The organism is Streptomyces sp. NPDC006643 (assembly GCF_042870175.1).
In the GTDB taxonomy this organism is placed as follows: domain Bacteria; phylum Actinomycetota; class Actinomycetes; order Streptomycetales; family Streptomycetaceae; genus Streptomyces.
Window position 1 is genome coordinate 22,803 of the sequence record NZ_JBIAHA010000011.1, and the last position, 18,135, is coordinate 40,937.

17 protein-coding genes are annotated in these 18,135 nt (G+C 73.0%); 6 read left to right on the forward strand and 11 right to left on the reverse strand.

The genetic code is table 11. The annotated features are described in order from the left end of the window. Positions 1 to 36: 36 nt before the first annotated feature. Both ACFYNU_RS16440 and ACFYNU_RS16445 read right to left on the reverse strand, forming a co-directional pair. Complete coding sequence (locus ACFYNU_RS16440) at positions 37 to 639, reverse strand: DNA-3-methyladenine glycosylase I (RefSeq protein WP_356595859.1); 603 nt, start codon at positions 637 to 639, stop codon at positions 37 to 39. Next, on the reverse strand, positions 636 to 989 hold the full coding sequence (locus tag ACFYNU_RS16445; RefSeq protein WP_356595857.1) for a DivIVA domain-containing protein: 354 nt from the start codon (positions 987 to 989) through the stop codon (positions 636 to 638). Before ACFYNU_RS16445 ends, ACFYNU_RS16440 begins: the two co-directional genes overlap by 4 nt. Positions 990 to 1,113: 124 nt before the next feature. Here ACFYNU_RS16445 and folP point away from each other — a divergent pair, with 124 nt between their 5' ends. Next, positions 1,114 to 1,986 carry a dihydropteroate synthase gene (gene folP, locus ACFYNU_RS16450; protein WP_356595855.1) on the forward strand — a complete coding sequence of 291 codons (873 nt, stop codon included), beginning with the start codon at positions 1,114 to 1,116 and terminating at the stop codon, positions 1,984 to 1,986. 101 nt (positions 1,987 to 2,087) lie between these two features. On the opposite strand, the gene ACFYNU_RS16455 is transcribed toward folP, so the two are convergent. Together ACFYNU_RS16455 and dapE are read right to left on the reverse strand one after the other, a co-directional pair. Further along, complete coding sequence (locus ACFYNU_RS16455; RefSeq protein WP_023538863.1) at positions 2,088 to 2,837, reverse strand: TIGR00730 family Rossman fold protein; 750 nt, start codon at positions 2,835 to 2,837, stop codon at positions 2,088 to 2,090. Between the two features lie 122 nt (positions 2,838 to 2,959). Beyond that, a complete protein-coding gene (gene dapE / locus ACFYNU_RS16460) occupies positions 2,960 to 4,051 on the reverse strand; it encodes a succinyl-diaminopimelate desuccinylase (RefSeq protein ID WP_356595853.1) in 1,092 nt (363 codons plus the stop codon). A 93-nt stretch (positions 4,052 to 4,144) separates the two neighbouring features. Between dapE and ACFYNU_RS16465 the strand changes: the two genes are divergently transcribed. After that, positions 4,145 to 5,107: a hypothetical protein gene (locus ACFYNU_RS16465; protein WP_356595851.1), complete on the forward strand. Its 963-nt coding sequence runs from the start codon at positions 4,145 to 4,147 to the stop codon at positions 5,105 to 5,107. A 288-nt stretch (positions 5,108 to 5,395) separates the two neighbouring features. Beyond that, positions 5,396 to 5,836: an ATP-binding protein gene (locus ACFYNU_RS16470; RefSeq protein WP_356595849.1), complete on the forward strand. Its 441-nt coding sequence runs from the start codon at positions 5,396 to 5,398 to the stop codon at positions 5,834 to 5,836. 125 nt (positions 5,837 to 5,961) lie between these two features. On the opposite strand, the gene dapC is transcribed toward ACFYNU_RS16470, so the two are convergent. After that, complete coding sequence (gene dapC, locus ACFYNU_RS16475) at positions 5,962 to 7,056, reverse strand: succinyldiaminopimelate transaminase (RefSeq protein ID WP_356595847.1); 1,095 nt, start codon at positions 7,054 to 7,056, stop codon at positions 5,962 to 5,964. A gap of 87 nt (positions 7,057 to 7,143) precedes the next feature. Then, positions 7,144 to 7,470, reverse strand: coding sequence for a ferredoxin (gene fdxA, locus ACFYNU_RS16480; protein ID WP_189111520.1), 327 nt, complete (start codon positions 7,468 to 7,470; stop codon positions 7,144 to 7,146). A gap of 139 nt (positions 7,471 to 7,609) precedes the next feature. Between fdxA and ACFYNU_RS16485 the strand changes: the two genes are divergently transcribed. Then, on the forward strand, positions 7,610 to 8,602 hold the full coding sequence (locus ACFYNU_RS16485) for a GNAT family N-acetyltransferase (protein WP_356595844.1): 993 nt from the start codon (positions 7,610 to 7,612) through the stop codon (positions 8,600 to 8,602). 17 nt (positions 8,603 to 8,619) lie between these two features. Further along, positions 8,620 to 9,465, forward strand: a complete 846-nt coding sequence (locus ACFYNU_RS16490) for a transglutaminase-like domain-containing protein (RefSeq protein ID WP_356595842.1) — start codon at positions 8,620 to 8,622, stop codon at positions 9,463 to 9,465. An 802-nt stretch (positions 9,466 to 10,267) separates the two neighbouring features. Here ACFYNU_RS16490 and ACFYNU_RS16495 read toward each other — a convergent pair. The 4 genes from ACFYNU_RS16495 to ACFYNU_RS16510 all read right to left on the reverse strand — a co-directional run bounded on the left by ACFYNU_RS16495 (position 10,268) and on the right by ACFYNU_RS16510 (position 14,423). Next, entirely contained in the window at positions 10,268 to 12,418 is a 2,151-nt protein-coding gene (locus ACFYNU_RS16495) for a hypothetical protein (protein WP_356595840.1), read from the reverse strand. A gap of 207 nt (positions 12,419 to 12,625) precedes the next feature. Further along, positions 12,626 to 13,210, reverse strand: coding sequence for a DUF6113 family protein (locus ACFYNU_RS16500; protein WP_356595838.1), 585 nt, complete (start codon positions 13,208 to 13,210; stop codon positions 12,626 to 12,628). Next, positions 13,207 to 14,109: an N-acetyl-1-D-myo-inositol-2-amino-2-deoxy-alpha-D-glucopyranoside deacetylase gene (gene mshB, locus ACFYNU_RS16505; protein ID WP_356595836.1), complete on the reverse strand. Its 903-nt coding sequence runs from the start codon at positions 14,107 to 14,109 to the stop codon at positions 13,207 to 13,209. The genes ACFYNU_RS16500 and mshB overlap by 4 nt, the downstream gene beginning before the upstream one ends. Before the next feature lie 119 nt (positions 14,110 to 14,228). After that, complete coding sequence (locus ACFYNU_RS16510; RefSeq protein ID WP_023538874.1) at positions 14,229 to 14,423, reverse strand: hypothetical protein; 195 nt, start codon at positions 14,421 to 14,423, stop codon at positions 14,229 to 14,231. A 180-nt stretch (positions 14,424 to 14,603) separates the two neighbouring features. Here ACFYNU_RS16510 and ACFYNU_RS16515 point away from each other — a divergent pair, with 180 nt between their 5' ends. Beyond that, a complete protein-coding gene (locus tag ACFYNU_RS16515) occupies positions 14,604 to 16,802 on the forward strand; it encodes an alpha/beta fold hydrolase (RefSeq protein WP_356595833.1) in 2,199 nt (732 codons plus the stop codon). A 33-nt stretch (positions 16,803 to 16,835) separates the two neighbouring features. Here the strand turns inward: ACFYNU_RS16515 and ACFYNU_RS16520 are convergent, their stop codons facing one another. Further along, positions 16,836 to 17,936: a hypothetical protein gene (locus ACFYNU_RS16520; protein ID WP_356595831.1), complete on the reverse strand. Its 1,101-nt coding sequence runs from the start codon at positions 17,934 to 17,936 to the stop codon at positions 16,836 to 16,838. Positions 17,937 to 18,135: the final 199 nt, after the last annotated feature.

An 18,135-nucleotide genomic window follows, 5' to 3' on the forward strand; every position in this document is an offset into this window, starting at 1 on the left:
GGGTCGCTCTGCGTGCGCCTGTCGGCCGGCTGGGGCTCAGGCTTCGGCTTCGGCGAGCCGGCGGCGGACCAGGCACCCGGCGAGGTGGTCGTCGACCAGGCCGCACGCCTGCATCAGCGCGTACGCCGTCGTGGGGCCGACGAATCGGATGCCGCGCTTCTTGAGCGCCTTGGCCAGCGCGGTGGACTCGTCGGTGACCGCCGGGACGTCCGCGATCGTCTTCGGCACCGGGCGCGTCGCCGGATCGGGGGCGTACGACCAGATGAGGCCGTCCAGCTCGCCGGCGGACCAGCCGGCCAGCTCGCGCGCGTTGGCGAGCGTGGCGTCGATCTTGGCGCGGTTGCGGATGATGCCCTCGTCCGTCAGCAGCCGGGCGGCGTCCGCGTCGGTGAAGGCGGCGACGGCCGGGATGCGGAATCCGGCGAAGGCCCGGCGGAAGCCCTCGCGGCGGCGCAGGATCGTGATCCAGGAGAGGCCGGACTGGAACGCCTCCAGGCTCAGCCGCTCGAAGAGCGCGTCGTCGCCGTGGACGGGGCGGCCCCACTCCTCGTCGTGGTACGCGACGTAGTCCTCGGTCGACAGGCCCCAGGGACAGCGCAGCTCGCCGTCCGGTCCCGCCACCGCCGTGCCGTCGGTCATCGTCGCTCCTCCTCGCCCGGGTTCTTGAAGAGGTCGGGTCCGGCGACCGCCGTCGCCTGCGCGCCCGCCAGGCTGGACTCCAGCTCGGCGATCCGCGCGTCGCGCTCGGCCAGCTCGGCGCCGAGCCTGGCCAGCACCTCGTCCACGTCCGCCATCCGGTAGCCGCGGGGGGCGACCGGCAGCCGCAGGGCCTCGATGTCGGCGCGGCCCACCGGGCGTGTCGCGGGCAGTGGGTCCACGAGCCGTTCGGGCGCGGCCTCCGGCAGCACCTCGCGGTCGCCGCCGCCGACCACCGCGAGGGTGACGGCGGCCACCACCACGACCATCGCGATGAGCAAGAACAAGAACACGAGCTTCTCCCCGGGGGCCGATGACGTCCGGTGCCGATGGTGCCATGCGGGACCGACAGTCCGGGACCGCCGGTTAAGGTCGCTGGCGACGGAACGGGCGGCTGGAACGGGCGGTGACCAGGGGATGAGCAGCGGCACTCTGCGGCTGGGACGGCGGGAGTTCGACGCGTACGAGCCGGTGGTCATGGCCATCGTCAACCGGACCCCGGACTCGTTCTACGACCAGGGCGCGACCTTCCGCGACCGGCCCGCGCTCGACCGGGTGGAGCAGGCGGTGTCCGAGGGAGCCGCCATCGTCGACATCGGCGGGGTGAAGGCGGGGCCCGGCGACGAGGTGACGGCGCGCGAGGAGGCGCGCCGTACGGTCGGTTTCGTCGCCGAGGTCCGCAGGCGCCACCCGGACGTGGTGATCAGTGTCGACACCTGGCGGCACGAGGTCGGCGAAGCCGTCTGCGAGGCGGGCGCCGATGTGCTCAACGACGCCTGGGGCGGGGTGGATCCGAAGCTCGCGGAGGTCGCCGCACGGTACGGCGCGGGGCTGGTGTGCACGCACGCGGGCGGGGCCGAGCCCCGGACCCGGCCGCACCGGATCGCGTACGACGACGTGCTCGCGGACATTCTCCGGGTGACGCTCGGGCTGGCCGAGCGGGCCGTGGAGCTGGGCGTGCGCAGGGACGGGATCATGATCGATCCGGGGCACGACTTCGGGAAGAACACCCGGCATTCTCTGGAGGCGACCCGCAGGCTGGGCGAGATGGCGGAGACCGGCTGGCCGGTGCTGGTGTCGCTGTCCAACAAGGACTTCGTCGGGGAGACCCTCGACAAGCCGGTGAAGGAGCGGCTGATCGGCACGCTCGCGACGACCGCCGTCTCGGCGTGGCTCGGCGCGCGGGTCTACCGCGTGCACGAGGTGGCCGAGACGAAGCAGGTACTGGACATGGTGGCGTCCATCGCGGGGCACCGGCCCCCGGCGGTGGCCCGCCGGGGACTGGCCTGAGCGCTCCGTTCCGTACGGCCGGGTTGCCGGCCGTACGGAACGGCGCCCTTCTAGGGATGCCGCCACGGGTGCGGCCGGGGGCCCGATCCGAACGGCGGGCCCTACTTGCCGGTCTCCTTGGTCACCAGCGCCACCGCCTCGTCCACGTCGTCCGTGACGTGGAACAGCAGCAGGTCCTTCTCGGAGGCCTTGCCCTGCGCCACGACCGTGTCCCGCAGCCAGTCGATGAGCCCGGACCAGTACCGCGTCCCGAAGAGGACGATCGGGAAACGGGTCACCTTGCGGGTCTGGACGAGGGTGAGCGCCTCGAACAGCTCGTCCAGCGTGCCGAGGCCGCCGGGCAGCACGACGAAACCCTGGGCGTACTTCACAAACATCGTTTTCCGGACAAAGAAGTACCGGAAGTTCACACCGATGTCGACATGCGGGTTGAGCCCCTGCTCGAAGGGCAGCTCGATGCCGAGTCCGACGGAGACCCCCTTCGCCTCCCTCGCGCCCTTGTTCGCCGCCTCCATCGCGCCGGGCCCGCCGCCGGTGATCACCGCGAATCCGGCGTCGACCAGTGCCCGGCCGATCCGCACGCCGGACTCGTAGTCCGGTGAGTCGACGGGCGTACGGGCCGAGCCGAAGACGCTGATGGCGCTGGGCAGTTCGGCGAGCGCGCCGAAGCCCTCCACGAACTCGGACTGGATGCGCATGACCCGCCAGGGATCGGTGTGCACCCACTCGGAGTCGCCCTCGGTGTCCAGCAGCCGCTGGTCGGTGGTGCCGGGCTGCACCTGGTCCCGCCGACGCAGCACCGGCCCGAGACGCTGTGTGTCCGGCTTCCGTGCTTCCTCAGGACTGCCCATGGACTGCTCCCTCCGCTGCTGTGCCAGTTCTCGGCCAGCGTAGATCCATCGAGGTGACAAACGGCGAAATTCCGGCGGTCGGTCCGGCTCCCCCGCCGTACCGACCGCGCCGCCGACGCCTCTTAGGAGGTCAGCCACTCCCGCAGCCGGTTCTCGCAGTGTGTGATCCGCTCGACGGCCACGTGCTCGTCCCGCTTGTGGGCGAACAGGGCGTCCCCCGGGCCGTAGTTGACCGCGGGCACCCCGAGCGCGCCGAAGCGCGAGACGTCCGTCCAGCCGAACTTGGGCTGCGCGGTGCCGCCCACGGCGGCCATGAACGCGGCTGCGGCGGGGTGCGAGAGGCCGGGCAGGGCCGCGCCCGAGTGATCGTCCACGACGAACTCCCGGACCCCGCAGTCGGCGAACACCTCACGCACGTGCGCCACCGCCTCGGCCTCGCCGCGGTCGGGCGCGTAGCGGTAGTTGACGACCACGGTGCACGCGTCGGGGATGACGTTGTTCGCCACGCCTCCCTCGATCGCCACGGCGTTCAGGCCCTCCCGGTACTCCAGTCCGTCGATCACCGGGCGGCGCGGTTCGTACGTGGCGAGGCGGGCCAGGATCGGCGCCGCGGCGTGGATGGCGTTGGACCCCATCCAGCCGCGCGCCGAGTGCGCCCGCTCGCCCTCCGTACGGAGGTGGATCCGCAGCGTCCCCTGGCAGCCGCCCTCGACCTGTGCGTCGGAGGGCTCCAGCAGGACGGCGAAGTCCGCCTCCAGGAGGTCGGGGCGGGCGGCGGCCACGTGCCCGAGTCCGTTGAGGTCGGCGGCGACCTCCTCGTTGTCGTAGAAGACGAACGTGAGGTCGCGGTTGGGGGCCGGGACGGTCGCGGCGATCCGCAGCTGGACGGCGACGCCCGACTTCATGTCGGTGGTGCCGCAGCCCCACAGGATGCCGTTCTCGTCCAGCCTGGAGGGCACGTTGTCCGCGATCGGCACGGTGTCGATGTGCCCGGCCAGGATGATCCGCTCGGCCCGGCCGAGGTCCGTACGCGCGACGACGTTGTTGCCGTACCGCTCGACCGTGAGGTGCGGCAGGGCGCGCAGCGCCTCCTCGACGGCGTCCGCGAGGGGTTTCTCGGTGCCGCTGACGGACGGGATGTCGACGAGCCGGGCGGTGAGCGCCGGCGCGTCCAGCGTGAGGTCGAGGGTGGTTCCGGTCTTCGTTTCGGGCATGGCCAGACCCTACGACGTGGCCGGTGCCGGCCGGGGGTCGCGGGCCCGGTCGTACCGGTTCTGGCCGGGCGGCGGTGCCGGTACGGTGTGCGCGTGTCCGAGACCGCCTCCCCTCCCCGTCGCGGCCGATTCCTCCGCGCCATGGCCGCCTTCACCGTGCTCCTCGCGGTGGCCGGCTATCTCGCGGTGCGGTTCGGTTCCGACGACATCGGCCCGCCGCGCTGCACGGCGAGGGCCGCCGAGCCGACGGACGGCGACGTCCGCACGTACGAGATGAGCCCGGAGCAGGCGGCGAACGCGGCCACGATCTCCGCGGTCGGCACCACCCGCGGGCTGCCCGAGCGCGCCGTCACGATCGCCCTGGCGACCGCTCTCCAGGAGTCGGCGCTGCGCAACATCGACTACGGCGACCGGGACTCCGTCGGCCTCTTCCAGCAGCGCCCGTCGAAGGGCTGGGGCACGGTGGAGCAGATCCTCGACCCCGCATACTCGGCGGGGCAGTTCTACACGCACCTCGCCGAGGTGCCCGGCTACTACCGGCTTCCTCTTACGGACGCGGCGCAGCGGGTCCAGCGCAGCGCGTACCCCCTGGCGTACGCGAAGCACGAGCAGGACGCGGCGGTGCTGTCCGCCGCGCTCACCGGCAAGGCCGCGGCGACCCTCACCTGCACGGGCGGCGACGACGGCGAACCGGGTGACGCGGCGACGGTGCGGGCCGCTCTGAAGCATGACTTCGGGGCGAAGGTGCTGCCGGGCGGTGGCGGCGACCCGGGGGCGAAGAGCGCCGAGGCGGGTGGACAGGCGGGCGGTGAACCGGCCGTGGCCACGGGTCTGTCGGAGGTCACGCTGCCGGTCAAGTCCGCGAACACGGCCCGTGGTTGGGAGTTGGCCCACTGGGCGGTGGCGCACTCCGCCGAACTGCGGATCGCCGAGGTGTCCGTGGGCGACCGGGTGTGGAGCGTGGCGAAGGCCGGCCAGGGCTGGCGGAAGACCGGCGGCGAATCCGGCCCCGCGCGACCGGGTGGGAACGACGTTCGTCTGCGTATCGCGCAGTAGTGCGGCGCGGTCACCCGGACGGAGTAGTCATGGCATATCCGGGAGGCATTGCGCCGGGCCCTCGGGCGATTCACTCGTCTGGCGCCAAATCCCTTGCCGCAAAAGCGAAGTGACGGTTCGCCAGTTCTCCGCACCGAGGATCCTTTGACCGTTTTTATCCGGGACGGATAATGCGACGCATTGCCAATTCTTTACTCTCGCACACCGCAACCTCAGGTGCCCTTCGAGGGGTTGTCACAGCGTCCGATCGCCGGACACGACAATTTCCTCTCCCGTCAAAGGAGCACCATGTCCCTCCCCCTGACCCGTCGGATCGCCCGTGCCGCGCTGCTTATCGCGGCGGGCGCTGCCCCCGTGGTCGGTGCGGCCGGCTCCGCCAGCGCAGCAGCCCTCCCCCAGACCGCCGACCTCGGCAGCGTTTCCCAGCTGGACGGCGCCGCCCTCGGTGACACGCTGGACAGCGGCGCCCGCCAGGCGACCGGCATCGCGGGCGAGGTCGGCGCCGAGACGGTTCGCACCTCCGTCCCCGCGGCCGGCGAGACCCTCGGCGGCGTCGCCAAGTCGGCGACCCCCGTCGCGCAGCGGGCGGCCGGTGAAGCCGCCGGCGGCGCCGGTCAGACCCTCGGCGACGCGGCCACCTCCGTCACCGAGAACGGTCTGCCGACCGACGCGCTCGGCAACGGTCTGCCCACCGACAAGCTCCCGGTGAACACCCTGCCGCTCGGCTGATCCACGGCCGGTCCGGGGCGACGCGACCACGAAGGGGCCCGGGGAGTACGTACTCCCCGGGCCCCTTCGTGTCGTGCTGTGCCGTGCGGTGTCGCCCCGTACAGTCCGGCGCGCGCCGCCGTCCCTCAGCCGAGCCGCTTGACGGCGGCCTCGACGCGTTCGTCGGTCGCCGTGAGCGCCACCCGTACGAAGCGGTCGCCCGCGGGCCCGTAGAAGTCCCCCGGCGCCACCAGGACACCCAGCTCCGCCAGCCGGGCCACCGTCTCCCAGCACGGCTCGTCGCGCGTCGCCCAGAGGTAGAGGCTCGCCTCGCTGTGCTCGATCCGAAAGCCGTGGCCCTCCAGGGCCGCGCGCAGGGCGGTGCGGCGGGCCGCGTACCGCGCGCGCTGCTCCGCCACATGGGTGTCGTCGCCCAGCGCCGCGACGGTCGCCGCCTGCACCGGGGCGGGCGTCATCATGCCGCCGTGCTTGCGGATCTGGAGCAGTTCGCCCAGGACGGCCGCGTCGCCGACGAGGAAGGCCGCGCGGTAGCCGGCCAGGTTGGAGCGCTTGGAGAGCGAGTGGACGGCCACGAGGCCCTCGTACGAGCCGCCGCAGACGTCCGGGTGGAGTACGGAGACGGGCTCGGCCTCCCAGCCGAGTTCCAGATAGCACTCGTCGCTGAAGAGCAGCACGCCGTGCTCGCGGGCCCAGGCGACGATCCGGGTCAGCTCGGCCTTGTCCAGGACCCGGCCGGTCGGGTTCGACGGCGAGTTCAGCCAGAGCAGCTTCAGGCCGGCCGGGTCGAGCGCGGTCGGGTCTTCGTAGGAGACGGGCTCCGCGCCGCACAGCCGGGCGCCCACCTCGTACGTCGGGTAGGCCAGCCGCGGATACGCGACCCGGTCACCGGCGCCGAGACCGAGCTGGGTCGGCAGCCAGGCCACCAGTTCCTTGGAGCCGACGACGGGCAGGACGTTGGTGTGCGCGACGTCGCGCGCGCCGAGGCGCCGTTCGGCCCAGCCCGTCAGCGCGTCACGCAGCTCGGGCGTGCCCCACACCGTCGGATAGCCGGGCGAGTCGGCCGCGCCGATCAGGGCCTGCCGGATCACCTCGGGGACCGGATCGACGGGGGTTCCGACGGACAGGTCCACGATGCCGTCCGGGTGGGCCGCCGCTGTCGCCTTGTAGGGCTCCAGCTTGTCCCAGGGGAAGACCGGAAGTCGCGAAGAGACTGCGGACACGGTGCTCACTTTCACTTGCCGGTACGACGGGGAAACACCTCGGCCCCGTACGGCGAAAGTTGCCGTACGGGACCGGGGTCGCGCTTGTCAGTCGTTCTGAGGCTGAGGCGGCAGTGCGGCGATGAAGGGGTGGTCACGCTCGATCAGACCGAGCTTGGACGCGCCACCGGGGGAACCGAGTTCGTCGAAGAACTCCACATTCGCCTTGTAGTAGTCCTTCCACTCCTCCGGAGTGTCGTCCTCGTAGAAGATCGCCTCGACCGGGCATACCGGCTCACAGGCGCCACAGTCGACGCATTCGTCCGGGTGGATGTACAAGGACCGGGAGCCCTCGTAGATGCAGTCGACCGGGCACTCTTCGATGCACGCCTTGTCCTTGAGATCCACACAAGGCTGCGCGATGACGTAGGTCACGCTGTCGTTCCTCCTCGATAGGGCGCGGCGGGCCATCTGCGGCTCCGTCCACGGGCGCGCGGGAGCGCGGCGTCGTCGATGCCCGCACCTAGTATCTCCGTTCCTGGGCATGATCCGCACAGGAGGGGCGCACAGAGCTGTGGAATTCACAACCGGAGGACGGCTGGAGGTCCGGATCACCCCCGCCGACGTGGGGAAACGTGTGTCCGTCCGCCGTCTGACCGGCGCCGTCGACGGCGCGGAGAAGTTCACCGACACGGTCGGAGTTCTCACATCTTGGGACGCCGGTGTGGTCCTCATCACACGGCGCACCGGTGAGACGGTCCGGATCGCGGCGTCCTCGCTCGTCGCGGGCAAGGTCGTACCGGCCGCGCCGGCCCGTCGGCGTGGCCCCGCCGCGAACTTCCTGGAGCTGGCGAAGGTCTCCGCGCGGGCGTGGCAGCCGGTCGAGCGGGAGGCGCTCGGTGAGTGGGAGCTGCGGGCGTCCGCCGGATTCACCCGGCGCGCCAACTCGGTGCTGCCGCTGGGCGACCCGGGAATGCCCCTGGACGAGGCGCTGACGCGCGTACGGGGCTGGTACGAGCGGCGAGGGCTGCCCGCGTACATCCAGACCGCCACGGGCGCTCAGGGGACGCAGGAGCTGCTCTGCGCGGAGCTTGAGGCACGGGGCTGGCGGCGGGAGGTCACGGCGGAGCTGCGCGTCGGCGCCCTGGCGCCGCTGGCGGACGGGGACTCCACCGCGCGCGTGAGCCTCGACCGCGCCTGCGACGAGGCGTGGCTCCGGCGCTACCAGCGGTTCGACGAGCCGGGGCCGCACGTGCTGCGGGTGCTCGGCGCGGGGCCGTCCGTGTGGTTCGCCTCGGTCGCGGGCGACGACGGGGTGCCGGCGGCGATCGGCCGGTGCGTCGTCGACGGGCGCTGGGCCGGCTTCATGGCCGTGGAGGTCGATCCCGCGCGGCGGCGGCGGGGACTTGCGAGCGCGGTGATGCGCGCGCTCGCCGCGCGCGCCCTTGAGGAGGGCGCGTCGGCGGCGTGGCTCCAGGTCGAGTCGGACAACGAGGCGGCGGGGGCGCTGTACGACGGCATGGGCTTCGCCACGCATCACCGGTACCACCACTTCCGAGCCGCGTGAGGAGCGACCGACCGGCCATGGACTCTCAACCGCCCCTGCCCGACCGCCGGAGCCGCTTCGCCGCGGAGGCCCGCGCGGAGCGGCCCGACGTCGCGCTGCTCTGCCTCCTCATCGGTACGGAGGCGGACGCCTCGCTGGACGAGGCCGGGCTCGACGCGGCGCAGATCGAACTCGACCGCCTGGCCGGGATGCTGCCGTTCGGCCTCACCGGCCCGCGCGCCTGGGCCGCGGCGCTGGCGGATCTGCTGGGCGCACGCCTCGGCTTCCGGGGCACGCCGGGCGAGTACGGGCGCCTGGAGGCGTCCCTGCTGCACGAAGTGCTGCGGCGCAGGCGCGGGTTGCCGATCCTGCTGTCCGTGCTGTGGACCGAGGTGGCGCGCCGCGCGGGGGCGCCGGTGTACGGGGTGGCCCTGCCCGGCCACTTCGTCGTGGGCCTCGGTTCGCCCGAGGAGCCCGAGGAGAGGGTCCTGGTGGACCCGTACGCGGGCGGCAGGCTCCTGACGCGCCAGGACACCGAGACGCTGGTGACGGGGGCGACAGGCGCCCCTCTGGAGCCGTCGATGCTGAGCCCGGCGGAACCGCTCCATGTGATCGTGCGCATCCTGAACAACATCCGCGCGTGGGCCTCGACGCGCCCCGAACGCGGCGATGTCGCCCTGTGGGCGGTCGAACTGAGCCTCCTCCTCCCGTCCCACCCGGCCCGCCTCCGCTACGAACGCGCCCAACTGCTGGTGCGGCGCGGGGATTTCCTGGCGGGGGCGGCGGAGATGGACGAATACGCGGAGGTGGTGGCGGCGGTGGAGCCGTCCACGGCGGAAGCGATCCGCCACAAGGCGCGGGCGGCGCGGGCGATGCTGAACTGACGGGGGCCGCCGACCGCCGTCCCGGCGGGGCCACCGGGGCGTCGCGACCACGCCTTCGGCTGCCGGACGCGCGACGCGGCGTGGGGCGTGACGAGCCGTGTGCGCGGCACGTCGGGCCGTCGCGTACGGGGGACGGACGCCCGCGGAACGGGGCGGCGCGCAAGGCGCACGGCGTCCAGCCGCCGGCTGCCGGGTCACACAGGCCCGCGGACCACGTCCACGCGGCACGTCAGACCGGCCGGCCGTACGCGGGACGACACCCGGAGGCGCGTAAGACGCACGACGCTCAGCCGCCGACAGCCCGGCACGCGCGGACAACGGCTCGTCGCCGAGCGGGCGGGGCCACGTCCACGCGGCATGTCAGACCGGCCGCCCGTACGGGGAACGGGCCCCGCTGCCACCAGGCCGCACCCAGAGGCGCGTAAGACGCACGAAGTTCAACCGCCGACAGCCCGGCACGCATGGGCCCGCGCGGGCAACGGACTGGTGGCCGTGCGCGGCGGGGCCACGTCCACGCGGCATGTCAGACCGGCCGCGCACCTCGGATGGCGCCCGCGCACGCAGTGGCGCTTAAGACGCACGGCATTCAGTCGGCGACAGCTCGCCAACAGCCCGGCCGAACGCGCCACCGCGCGGACAACGGCTCGTCGCCGGGCAGGGCGGGGCCACGTCCACGCGGCACCTCAGGACCGGCCGCCCGTACGCGACTACGGCATCCGCTGCCACCGGCTCCGCCGCGTCAGGGGACGCGAAAGCCCGCCCTCGCCGCCGGGGTGCGGTGGCGAGGGCGGGCCCGGTGGGTTTAGCCCTGGGGGTTGAGGTCGATTTCCGCTGTGCGTTCCTCCGGGGTTTTGCCCAGGAGGGGCTTCTGCATCGCCTGGGCCACGTCCGCCGCCGACAAGGGGTGTTCCTTGCCGTCGGCCTTTGTGATCGTCAGGCCCTCGAAGACGCCGTCCAGCAGTTGTTCGATCGCCGCCCTGTCGTAGACCTCGACCAGTTTTCCGTCGATCGCCTTCATGGAGAGGATCTGCGGCAGTGACCGGTCGGGGCCGAACTGGATCTGTTTGCCGCCCGCCTTGATCGTGATCAGGCCGGACATCGCGGGCTGTGCGAAGTCCTTCATCGCGCGGTCGAGTTCGGCCTGGTCGATCGTCGGTTCGCGGCTGCTGATGGGCAGTTCGACGGTGTTCGGCTCGCCCGTCTCGACCTGGGCGCGGTAGGCGTCCTTCACCGAGATCATCGAGCGCTCGACGTCAAGTGCCTTGCCCGCCTTGCCCGGTACGGCGACGGCCTTGCCCGGTTCGAACTTGATCGTGCCGTCGGCCGCCGAGCCCGAGTCGCCCGCGAGGTCGGTGAGGGCGACGCGCAGTTTCTCCTCGTCGACCGGGATCACCGGCTCGGTGACGCGTTCGCCGCCGAAGAGGGAGCCGATCACGGAGACCGGGTTGTAGTCGCTGCCCGCCGCGCTGCGGACGGTCGCCTGGCTGTCGAGGCTGAGCCCCGCCTTGTCCGGGCCCAGCTCTTCCTTCTTGCCGCCGACGGACAGCTGGAGCGGCGCCGTCGAACGCTTGCCGAGCGTCGCCTCCAGTTTGTCCACCGCGTCGTCGCGGGTGCCGCCGCCGATGTCCACCCCGAGCACGGTGGTGCCCTTGGGTACGTCGGAGTGGTTCAGGAGCAGCCCGGCGCCGTAGGCGATCACGACCAGCGTGACGATGCCCACGCCGGCGCCCATCAGCTTGGAGCGGCCCTTCTTCTTGGGAGGCGGGCTCGCCGTCCGGGCCGGTACCGGCTTGGAGCCGGACGCGGGGGTGGCGGACGCCGGTCCCGGCGGGCCGGGGAAGTCCGGCGACGAGAAGTCGGGGTTGCCGCCGCCGTGGGACGAGGGCCCCGTCGACATGGGGCCGCCGCCCGACGGACCGGGAGGCGCGGGCAGTTGGCCGTCCTGGAACCGTCCGCCCGCCAGATCGGCGCGCGCCGCCGTGCCCGGCTGGGCGCCGGCGGGCGGGAACGGCGAACGGCTCTCCGAAGGCACCACCGGGATGCCGCTGGTGAGCGTGTCGCCGGAGACATGGCCGCCGGGCCCGCCGGGGGGCTCGGGGGCGGGCGGCTGGGGGGTCAGTATGGCCGTGTCGTCGGACATACGCGGCCGGTCGTCCCGGTCGTCCCGGCCGGCCGGTCCCGCAGGTGCTCCCGGTCCCGCCGACGCGCCCAGGTCGGCGCCGGGCGGCAGATCCAGGAAGGCGAGCGAAGAGGTGCCGCTCGCGGGGCCCGAGGTCGGGCCGTCGGGCGCGCCGACTCCGAACGCCGGTGTGCTGCCGCTGCCGGGCGGCATGAAGGCGTTACCGCCGGGGGCCGGCGGGCGTGGTCCGCCCGCGCCGCCCCGGGTGTCCGGTCCGGCACCTGGGCCGGGGACGTTGGGGCCGGGAACGCTCGGAGCGGGGACGTTCGGGCCGGCTGCCGTCACGGCGGCGCCCGCGCCCATCCCACCGCCGAGCGTGCCCCCGCCCGGGGACTTGCGCGGCGCGAACCAGTCGCTCGTCGCCGGCTTGTCCGCCGTCGGCGCGTCGTCGGCGGACGCGCCCCCGTCCGGTCCAGCGCCGGCCCGCGGCACGCCGCCGGTGTCGTCGGAGTCACCCCGGCCCGCCTGGGCGGGCGGACCCGCGGGTCCGCCCGTCGCGGACGGGCCGCTGTCCGTGTCGCTCATGGGCGTACGCATGACGACGGGCGGAATCGGCCGCGAACCCGGGATGTTGATCCGGATGCGCGTGGTCAGCGTTGTCTCTGTCTTCGGCTCGTCCGGCTGGGCCGGGGCCTCGGCTGTCTCCTCCGGAGCGTCCTGCTCAGGGTGCAGCGACGGATACTGGCGGGATCCGTACGGCGGTGTCCCCGAGGGGTACGCGGCTCCGCCGCGCCCCTGGGGCCCGGAGGACGAACTGTCAGTTTCACGACTCAAAGCAGGTTCTCCCGGGTTGGCTCCGCCGCCCGTTCTTACTGGTACTCAACTGTCTGGGTCCCCCAAGCCGGAGGCCAGGGGACGGCCCGGAGCGCGCACCACCATACTGTCCTGCGCCGGACCGCACCCGACGACCGGGGGAAGCGTTTATTCCACCGACCGTACGGACAGGGTCAATTCGGGCCGACAGTTATTGGGACGGGCTCATCACTTTCCAAGTCGGCCGGACTCCGAGGCCGGTTGCGGTGACCGCGACATGGTGGCACACATCACAGCAACCACCGCACCGCCGAGCAGGTAGACGACCGGTCCCAGGCCCGCGGCGAAGGCGCCGTCGCCCTCGGGACGGCCGAGACTGAGCAGGATGACGGCGATCAGCCAGCCCGCCGCGGGGGCCCCGACGCCGAACGAGGTGCCGGTGGCGGTCAGGCCTCCGTAGAAGAGTCCCGCGGAGGCGACCAGCGCGAGGATCAGGCCGCCGGGGAACCAGCCGCCCTGGACGAGCGCGCCCGCCGTGCCGACCACCGCCCCGAGGACCAGAAGACCGAGATACGCGGCGATGCGCCCGGGTCTCGGCGGCGCGGTGAGCCACGCGCCGGGCTCGGGACGGCCGGCCCCACCGCCGCCGGCCGCACCGCCGCCGGCGGTACCGCCTCCCGTACGGGCAGCCGCGCCCGCGCCCGTACCCGCGCCGGCTCCAGCACCGGCGCGCGCCCCGGCGACCGCTCGCGTGGCACCGCTCGTCGCCTTCGGCCGGCCTCCCTTGCCCCCCTTGCCCTGGCGCCCGCTCACTCGTCCACCCCCGCGAAGAGATCCGTCTCACGCACGCCGGCGTCCGCGCCGGAGGCGCCCCGCACCAACTGGTAGTACTCCGTGGTGAACAGCGGCTGTCCGAGACCGTTGGAGAGCGCGAAGAACGCTCCGTCCACCACGAGCTGCGTCTCGTGGGCGCGCATCGCCGCGGCCTTGTGCGCCGCGTACGCCGTCCCGTCGATCTCCGCCGTGATCTCCCCGTCGCCCACCACGCCGGGGACGTCGCCGATGTCCGCCACACCCGCGAAGTCCGCCCCGGAGGCGCGCAGTTGGGCGAACCCCCGCTCGGCGACCGAGCGCGGCACCCGGTTCCAGTAGATCTTCGCGATCGTGTGCGGGGCGCCGAGTCCGGGCCGGAAGTGGGCGTCGGCCGCCAGCTCGGCGGCGCGCGTGGCGACGCGATGCGCCTGGATGTGGTCGGGGTGGCCGTACCCGCCGTGCGGGTCGTACGTCACCAGCACCTGCGGCCGTACGGAACGAATCACCTCCACGAGGTACGCGGCGGCGCCGTCCACGTCCGCGCCCCAGAAGGCGTCCTCGTGGTCGTTCTGCGGGAAGCCCATCATCCCGGAGTCCCTGAACCGCCCCCGGCCGCCCAGCAGCCGGTGGTCGGCCACACCCAGCTCCCGCATCGCCGCGGTGAGTTCACCGTCGCGGTGGGCCCCGAGCGCGCTGAAGGCGCCCGTCGACTCACCGCCGGGCGCCAGATGGGCGAGGGAGGGCGGGACGACCTCGCCCTCCTCACCGAGTGTGCAGGTCACCAGGGTGACCTGAGCGCCCTCGGCCGCATACCTGGCCATCGTGACGCCGTTGTTGATCGACTCGTCGTCGGGGTGCGCGTGGACCAGGAGCAGACGGCGGTCGGGAAGATCGGTCATGCGCACAGCGTACGAGGCGGGCCCTCACGGGCACGTCCAGGCCGCCCGGACGCGGAGACGGACCCGGAGACGGACGTGGAGCCCGACACGGCGGCGGACGCGCCGACCGGCGCCGGAGCCTAGAACTGGAGGTCGCCGATCATGCCCGCCACGTTCGAGGTGAGGTCGCTGATCGTGGGGGCCACCGAGGAGCTGGCCAGGTAGAAGCCGAGTAAGACGCAGACGAACGCGTGTCCCCCTTTGAGCCCGGATTTCCGGACCAAGAGGAAGACAATGATCGCCAGCAGCACCACCGCCGAAATCGAGAGTGCCACGGCGGTTCACCTCCACAGATGGTCGGCGGATATTCGAACGGGACAGGCAACGCGCATGTGCCGGCGGGTACATACCCACTTGGCGCTATGGATCATAACTATCCGGCGGAACGCATCGATCGGTGCACGGCAGCACATGGGGGCGCACGAACGGCTGGGACGGACGCTAGGTTCGGTCGTATGACCTCGAGGCAACAACTCTCCTTTCCTCGCCAGTACGCAAGGACCCAGCGGTTCACGCTCGGTGCTCCGCGCGCGTTCACGGTGTCCCCCGACGGTTCGCGGGTGGCCTTCCTCCGGTCCGCCTCAGGAACGGACCGTACGAACCGGCTGTGGGTGCTCGATCTCGACGACAGATCGGGGACGGCGCGCGAGCGCGTCGCCGCCGACCCCGAGGCCCTGCTGGCGGGCACACCGGAGGAACTCTCGGCCGAGGAGCGCGCCCGCCGGGAGCGGAGCCGCGAGGGATCGGGGGGCATCGTCGGCTACGCGGTGGACGGCGCGGCCGAGTTGGCGGCCTTCGCCCTGTCCGGGCGGCTGTTCACGGCCGAGCTGCGCGCCGGGACGTCGCGCGAACTGCCCGTGCCGGGGCCGGTGATCGACCCGAGGCCGTCGCCCGACGGGCGGCACATCGCTTACGTGGCCGGGGGCACGCTGCGGGTGACGGGCGCCGAGGGGGACGGCGACCGTGAGCTGGCCGTGCCGGAGGACGGGCAGACCACCTACGGTCTGGCCGAATTCATCGCCGCCGAGGAGATGAGCCGGTCCCGCGGTTTCTGGTGGTCGCCGGAGTCGGACCGGCTGCTGGTCGCGCGGGTCGACGGGGCGGAGGTGCAGCGCTGGTGGATCGCCGACCCCGCGCACCCCGACCGTGAACCGTCGACGATCGCCTATCCCTCGGCGGGCACACCCAATGCTGACGTGCGGCTTTGTCTGATCGGCCTCGACGGTTCCCGTACGGAGGTGGTCTGGGACCGCGCCGCGTGGCCGTATCTCGCGGCCGTCCACTGGTCGGCGGCGGGCGACCCGTTGCTGCTCGTGCAGGCTCGGAACCAGCGCTCCCAGCGCTGTCTCTCGGTCGACACGGAGAGCGGCGAGACACGGCTCCTGCGCGAGGAGACGGACCCGGATTGGCTGGAACTGTGCGCCGGCGTACCGGCGTTGACGCCCGGCGGCGAGCTGGTGCGGATCGCCGACATCGAGGCCGAGGGGACCGAGGGCGGCGCCCGCGTGCTGTGCGTCGGTGACCGGGCGCTGACGGGGCCGGAGTTGCAGCTGCGCGCGGTGCTCGACATCGGCGCGCGCGACGTGCTGGTGTCGGCGTCGGCGGGTGAGGCGGCGGAGGCGGCCGAGACCGGTGAGATCCATGTCTACCGGATTCCCTACGGGGCGCCTGGTGAGGTGCCGGACGGTGCCGGAGAGGCCCGTGAGTGGGGCCCCGAGCGGGTCTCGGAGGGGGTGGGCGTGCACACCGCCGTCCGCGCGGGCGCCGTCATGGTGCTGGCGTCGGCCCGGCCCGAGGTCAGCGGAACGGTGGTGCAGGTGGTGCGGGAGGGCAAACAGCTCGCCGTCGTCACCTCATACGCGCAGCAGCCGAATCTCACCCCGCGCGTACAACTCACGGAGGGGGGCGCACACCGAATTCCGTGCGCCGTCCTCCTACCGACGCAGTACCGGGACGTAGACGGTCCGCTGCCGGTGCTGCTGGATCCCTACGGAGGTCCGCACGGCCAGCGGGTGGTCGCCGCGCACAATCCGTACCTCACGTCCCAGTGGTTCGCCGACCAGGGTTTCGCGGTCGTCGTCGCGGACGGCCGGGGCAGTCCGGGCCGCTCCCCCGGCTGGGAGAAGGCGGTGAAGGACAATCTGCCGCTCACCCTGGACGACCAGATCGAGGCGCTCCAGGCGCTCGCGGAGCGGTTCCCGCTGGATCAGTCGCGGGTGGCCATCCGCGGCTGGTCGTACGGCGGTTATCTGGCCGCGCTCGCCGCGCTGCGCCGTCCCGATGTCTTCCACGCGGCCATCGCGGGCGCCCCGGTGACCGACTGGCGGCTGTACGACACCCACTACACCGAGCGCTATCTGGGCGATCCGGCGGAGGCGGCCGAGGTGTACGCGGTCAACTCGCTGGTCACCGACGACGGACTGGCGGAGCCCGCGAGCCCGGTGCGGCCGATGATGATCATCCACGGTCTGGCGGACGACAACGTCGTGATGACGCACACGCTGCGGCTGTCGTCGGCGCTGCTGTCGGCGGGCCGGCCGCACGAGGTGCTGCCGCTCACCGGGGTGACGCACATGACGCCGCAGGAGCAGATCGCGGAGAACCTGCTGCTGCTCCAGGTGGACTTCCTGAAGCGTTCGCTCGGGATGCCGTAGCCGGGCGGCCGGGTCGGGCCCGCCGCGCCGCCCTCACCAGCGGGGTGGCGGCGACCCGGGCGGTGATCCGGGCGACGGCGGTGGCGGTGGCGGCGGGCCGAACCCGCCGCCCCCGGGTCCGCCGCCGCCGGGTCCACCGCCCTGGCCGCCGCCCGCCGAGTACCCGTATCCGTACCCGTATCTCTCCGGCTCGGGCGGCCCCCACACCGGCCCGTTCGGTCCGGGCACCGGCACGTCCTGTTCGCCCTCGCGGGCGAGCGCGAGCAGCGCCAGACAGCCCGCGCCGAGCCCGAACAGCAGGCTCATGAGGGAAAGTTGTTCAATCGTTGCCAACTCGCCGAAGTGGTCCAGCAGTTCGTACCGCAGGGCCCTCGCGAGGGCCGGACCACCGACGCCCACCAGCAGCGCGGCGGCCACCATGCCCAGCGGCCGTGAGAACGGCGTGTGGAACAGCGCGCCGACGGCCGCCGCGAGAGCGAGCAGCGCGATCGCCGCGTTCAGCCAGCCCGGCGGCGTACCGAGGAGCGGCATCAGGACCGATTCGCCGGTGACCCGGTCGAGATACCCGTCGAGACCCAGCCGCTGCCCCCAATAGACCTCCCAGGCCGCCCAGATGCCCGCCGCCGCGCCCAGCAGCAGGAACGAGGCCACCGAGACGCCCTGCGTGGGTCTGGTGGGCGTCAGCGCGTGCGGGGAGTCCGGCGGGCGGCGCCCGGCCAGGGCCGTGACGAGCAGCGCGACACCCGCCCCGAGCACGCCGAAGGCGCTGAGCAGCGCGCGGGTTCGCAGCTCGTCCGACGCCCGGCCGTCCAGCCAGGAGGAGTTGAGCACCCAGAGCGAGGGCAGCCGCACGGCGAGCGTGAGGAGCCCGGTGGCGAGCAGGGCGGACGCGGCGACCGCGGACCGTACGACCGTCACGGCGACGACGGCGTACACGACGAGCAGCACGGGGTCCAGCGAGGAGGTCGCGGGCGGCGCGGTGGCCCCGCCGCCGCCCCGGTCCGCCCAGGACCACCACAGATCGACCGGCCCGCCCGTCACCCTCAGGTCCCGTACGATCCACACGGCCACGACGACGGCGAGCGCGGCGCACAGCACCGCGCCGGTGATCCTGGCCCCGCGGGTGAATATCACACCGCGATGGTCCCGGTTGAACGCTGCGGGAACAAGGGCACCGCGGGCCACGGGAAGCGCTTGCGGGCGACCGGCCGGGACCTCAGGATCCCGGCCGGTCCAACGGCACCCGCACGGCCGTACATCGACCAATGTGGCCCGTCCGTATATCGGCGAAGCGTCGGCGAAGTTTCCTGCGTGTCAACGGACCTGACGTCTC

Coding starts and splice junctions, on each gene's coding strand:
- dapE (WP_356595853.1), bottom strand. CDS start 4,051: ATGCCCGAAACGAAGACCGGAACCACCCTCGACCTCACGCTGGACGCG.
- ACFYNU_RS16515 (WP_356595833.1), top strand. CDS start 14,604: ATGACCTCGAGGCAACAACTCTCCTTTCCTCGCCAGTACGCAAGGACC.
- ACFYNU_RS16490 (WP_356595842.1), top strand. CDS start 8,620: ATGGACTCTCAACCGCCCCTGCCCGACCGCCGGAGCCGCTTCGCCGCG.
- mshB (WP_356595836.1), bottom strand. CDS start 14,109: ATGACCGATCTTCCCGACCGCCGTCTGCTCCTGGTCCACGCGCACCCC.
- ACFYNU_RS16470 (WP_356595849.1), top strand. CDS start 5,396: ATGTCCCTCCCCCTGACCCGTCGGATCGCCCGTGCCGCGCTGCTTATC.
- folP (WP_356595855.1), top strand. CDS start 1,114: ATGAGCAGCGGCACTCTGCGGCTGGGACGGCGGGAGTTCGACGCGTAC.
- ACFYNU_RS16440 (WP_356595859.1), bottom strand. CDS start 639: ATGACCGACGGCACGGCGGTGGCGGGACCGGACGGCGAGCTGCGCTGT.
- ACFYNU_RS16455 (WP_023538863.1), bottom strand. CDS start 2,837: ATGGGCAGTCCTGAGGAAGCACGGAAGCCGGACACACAGCGTCTCGGG.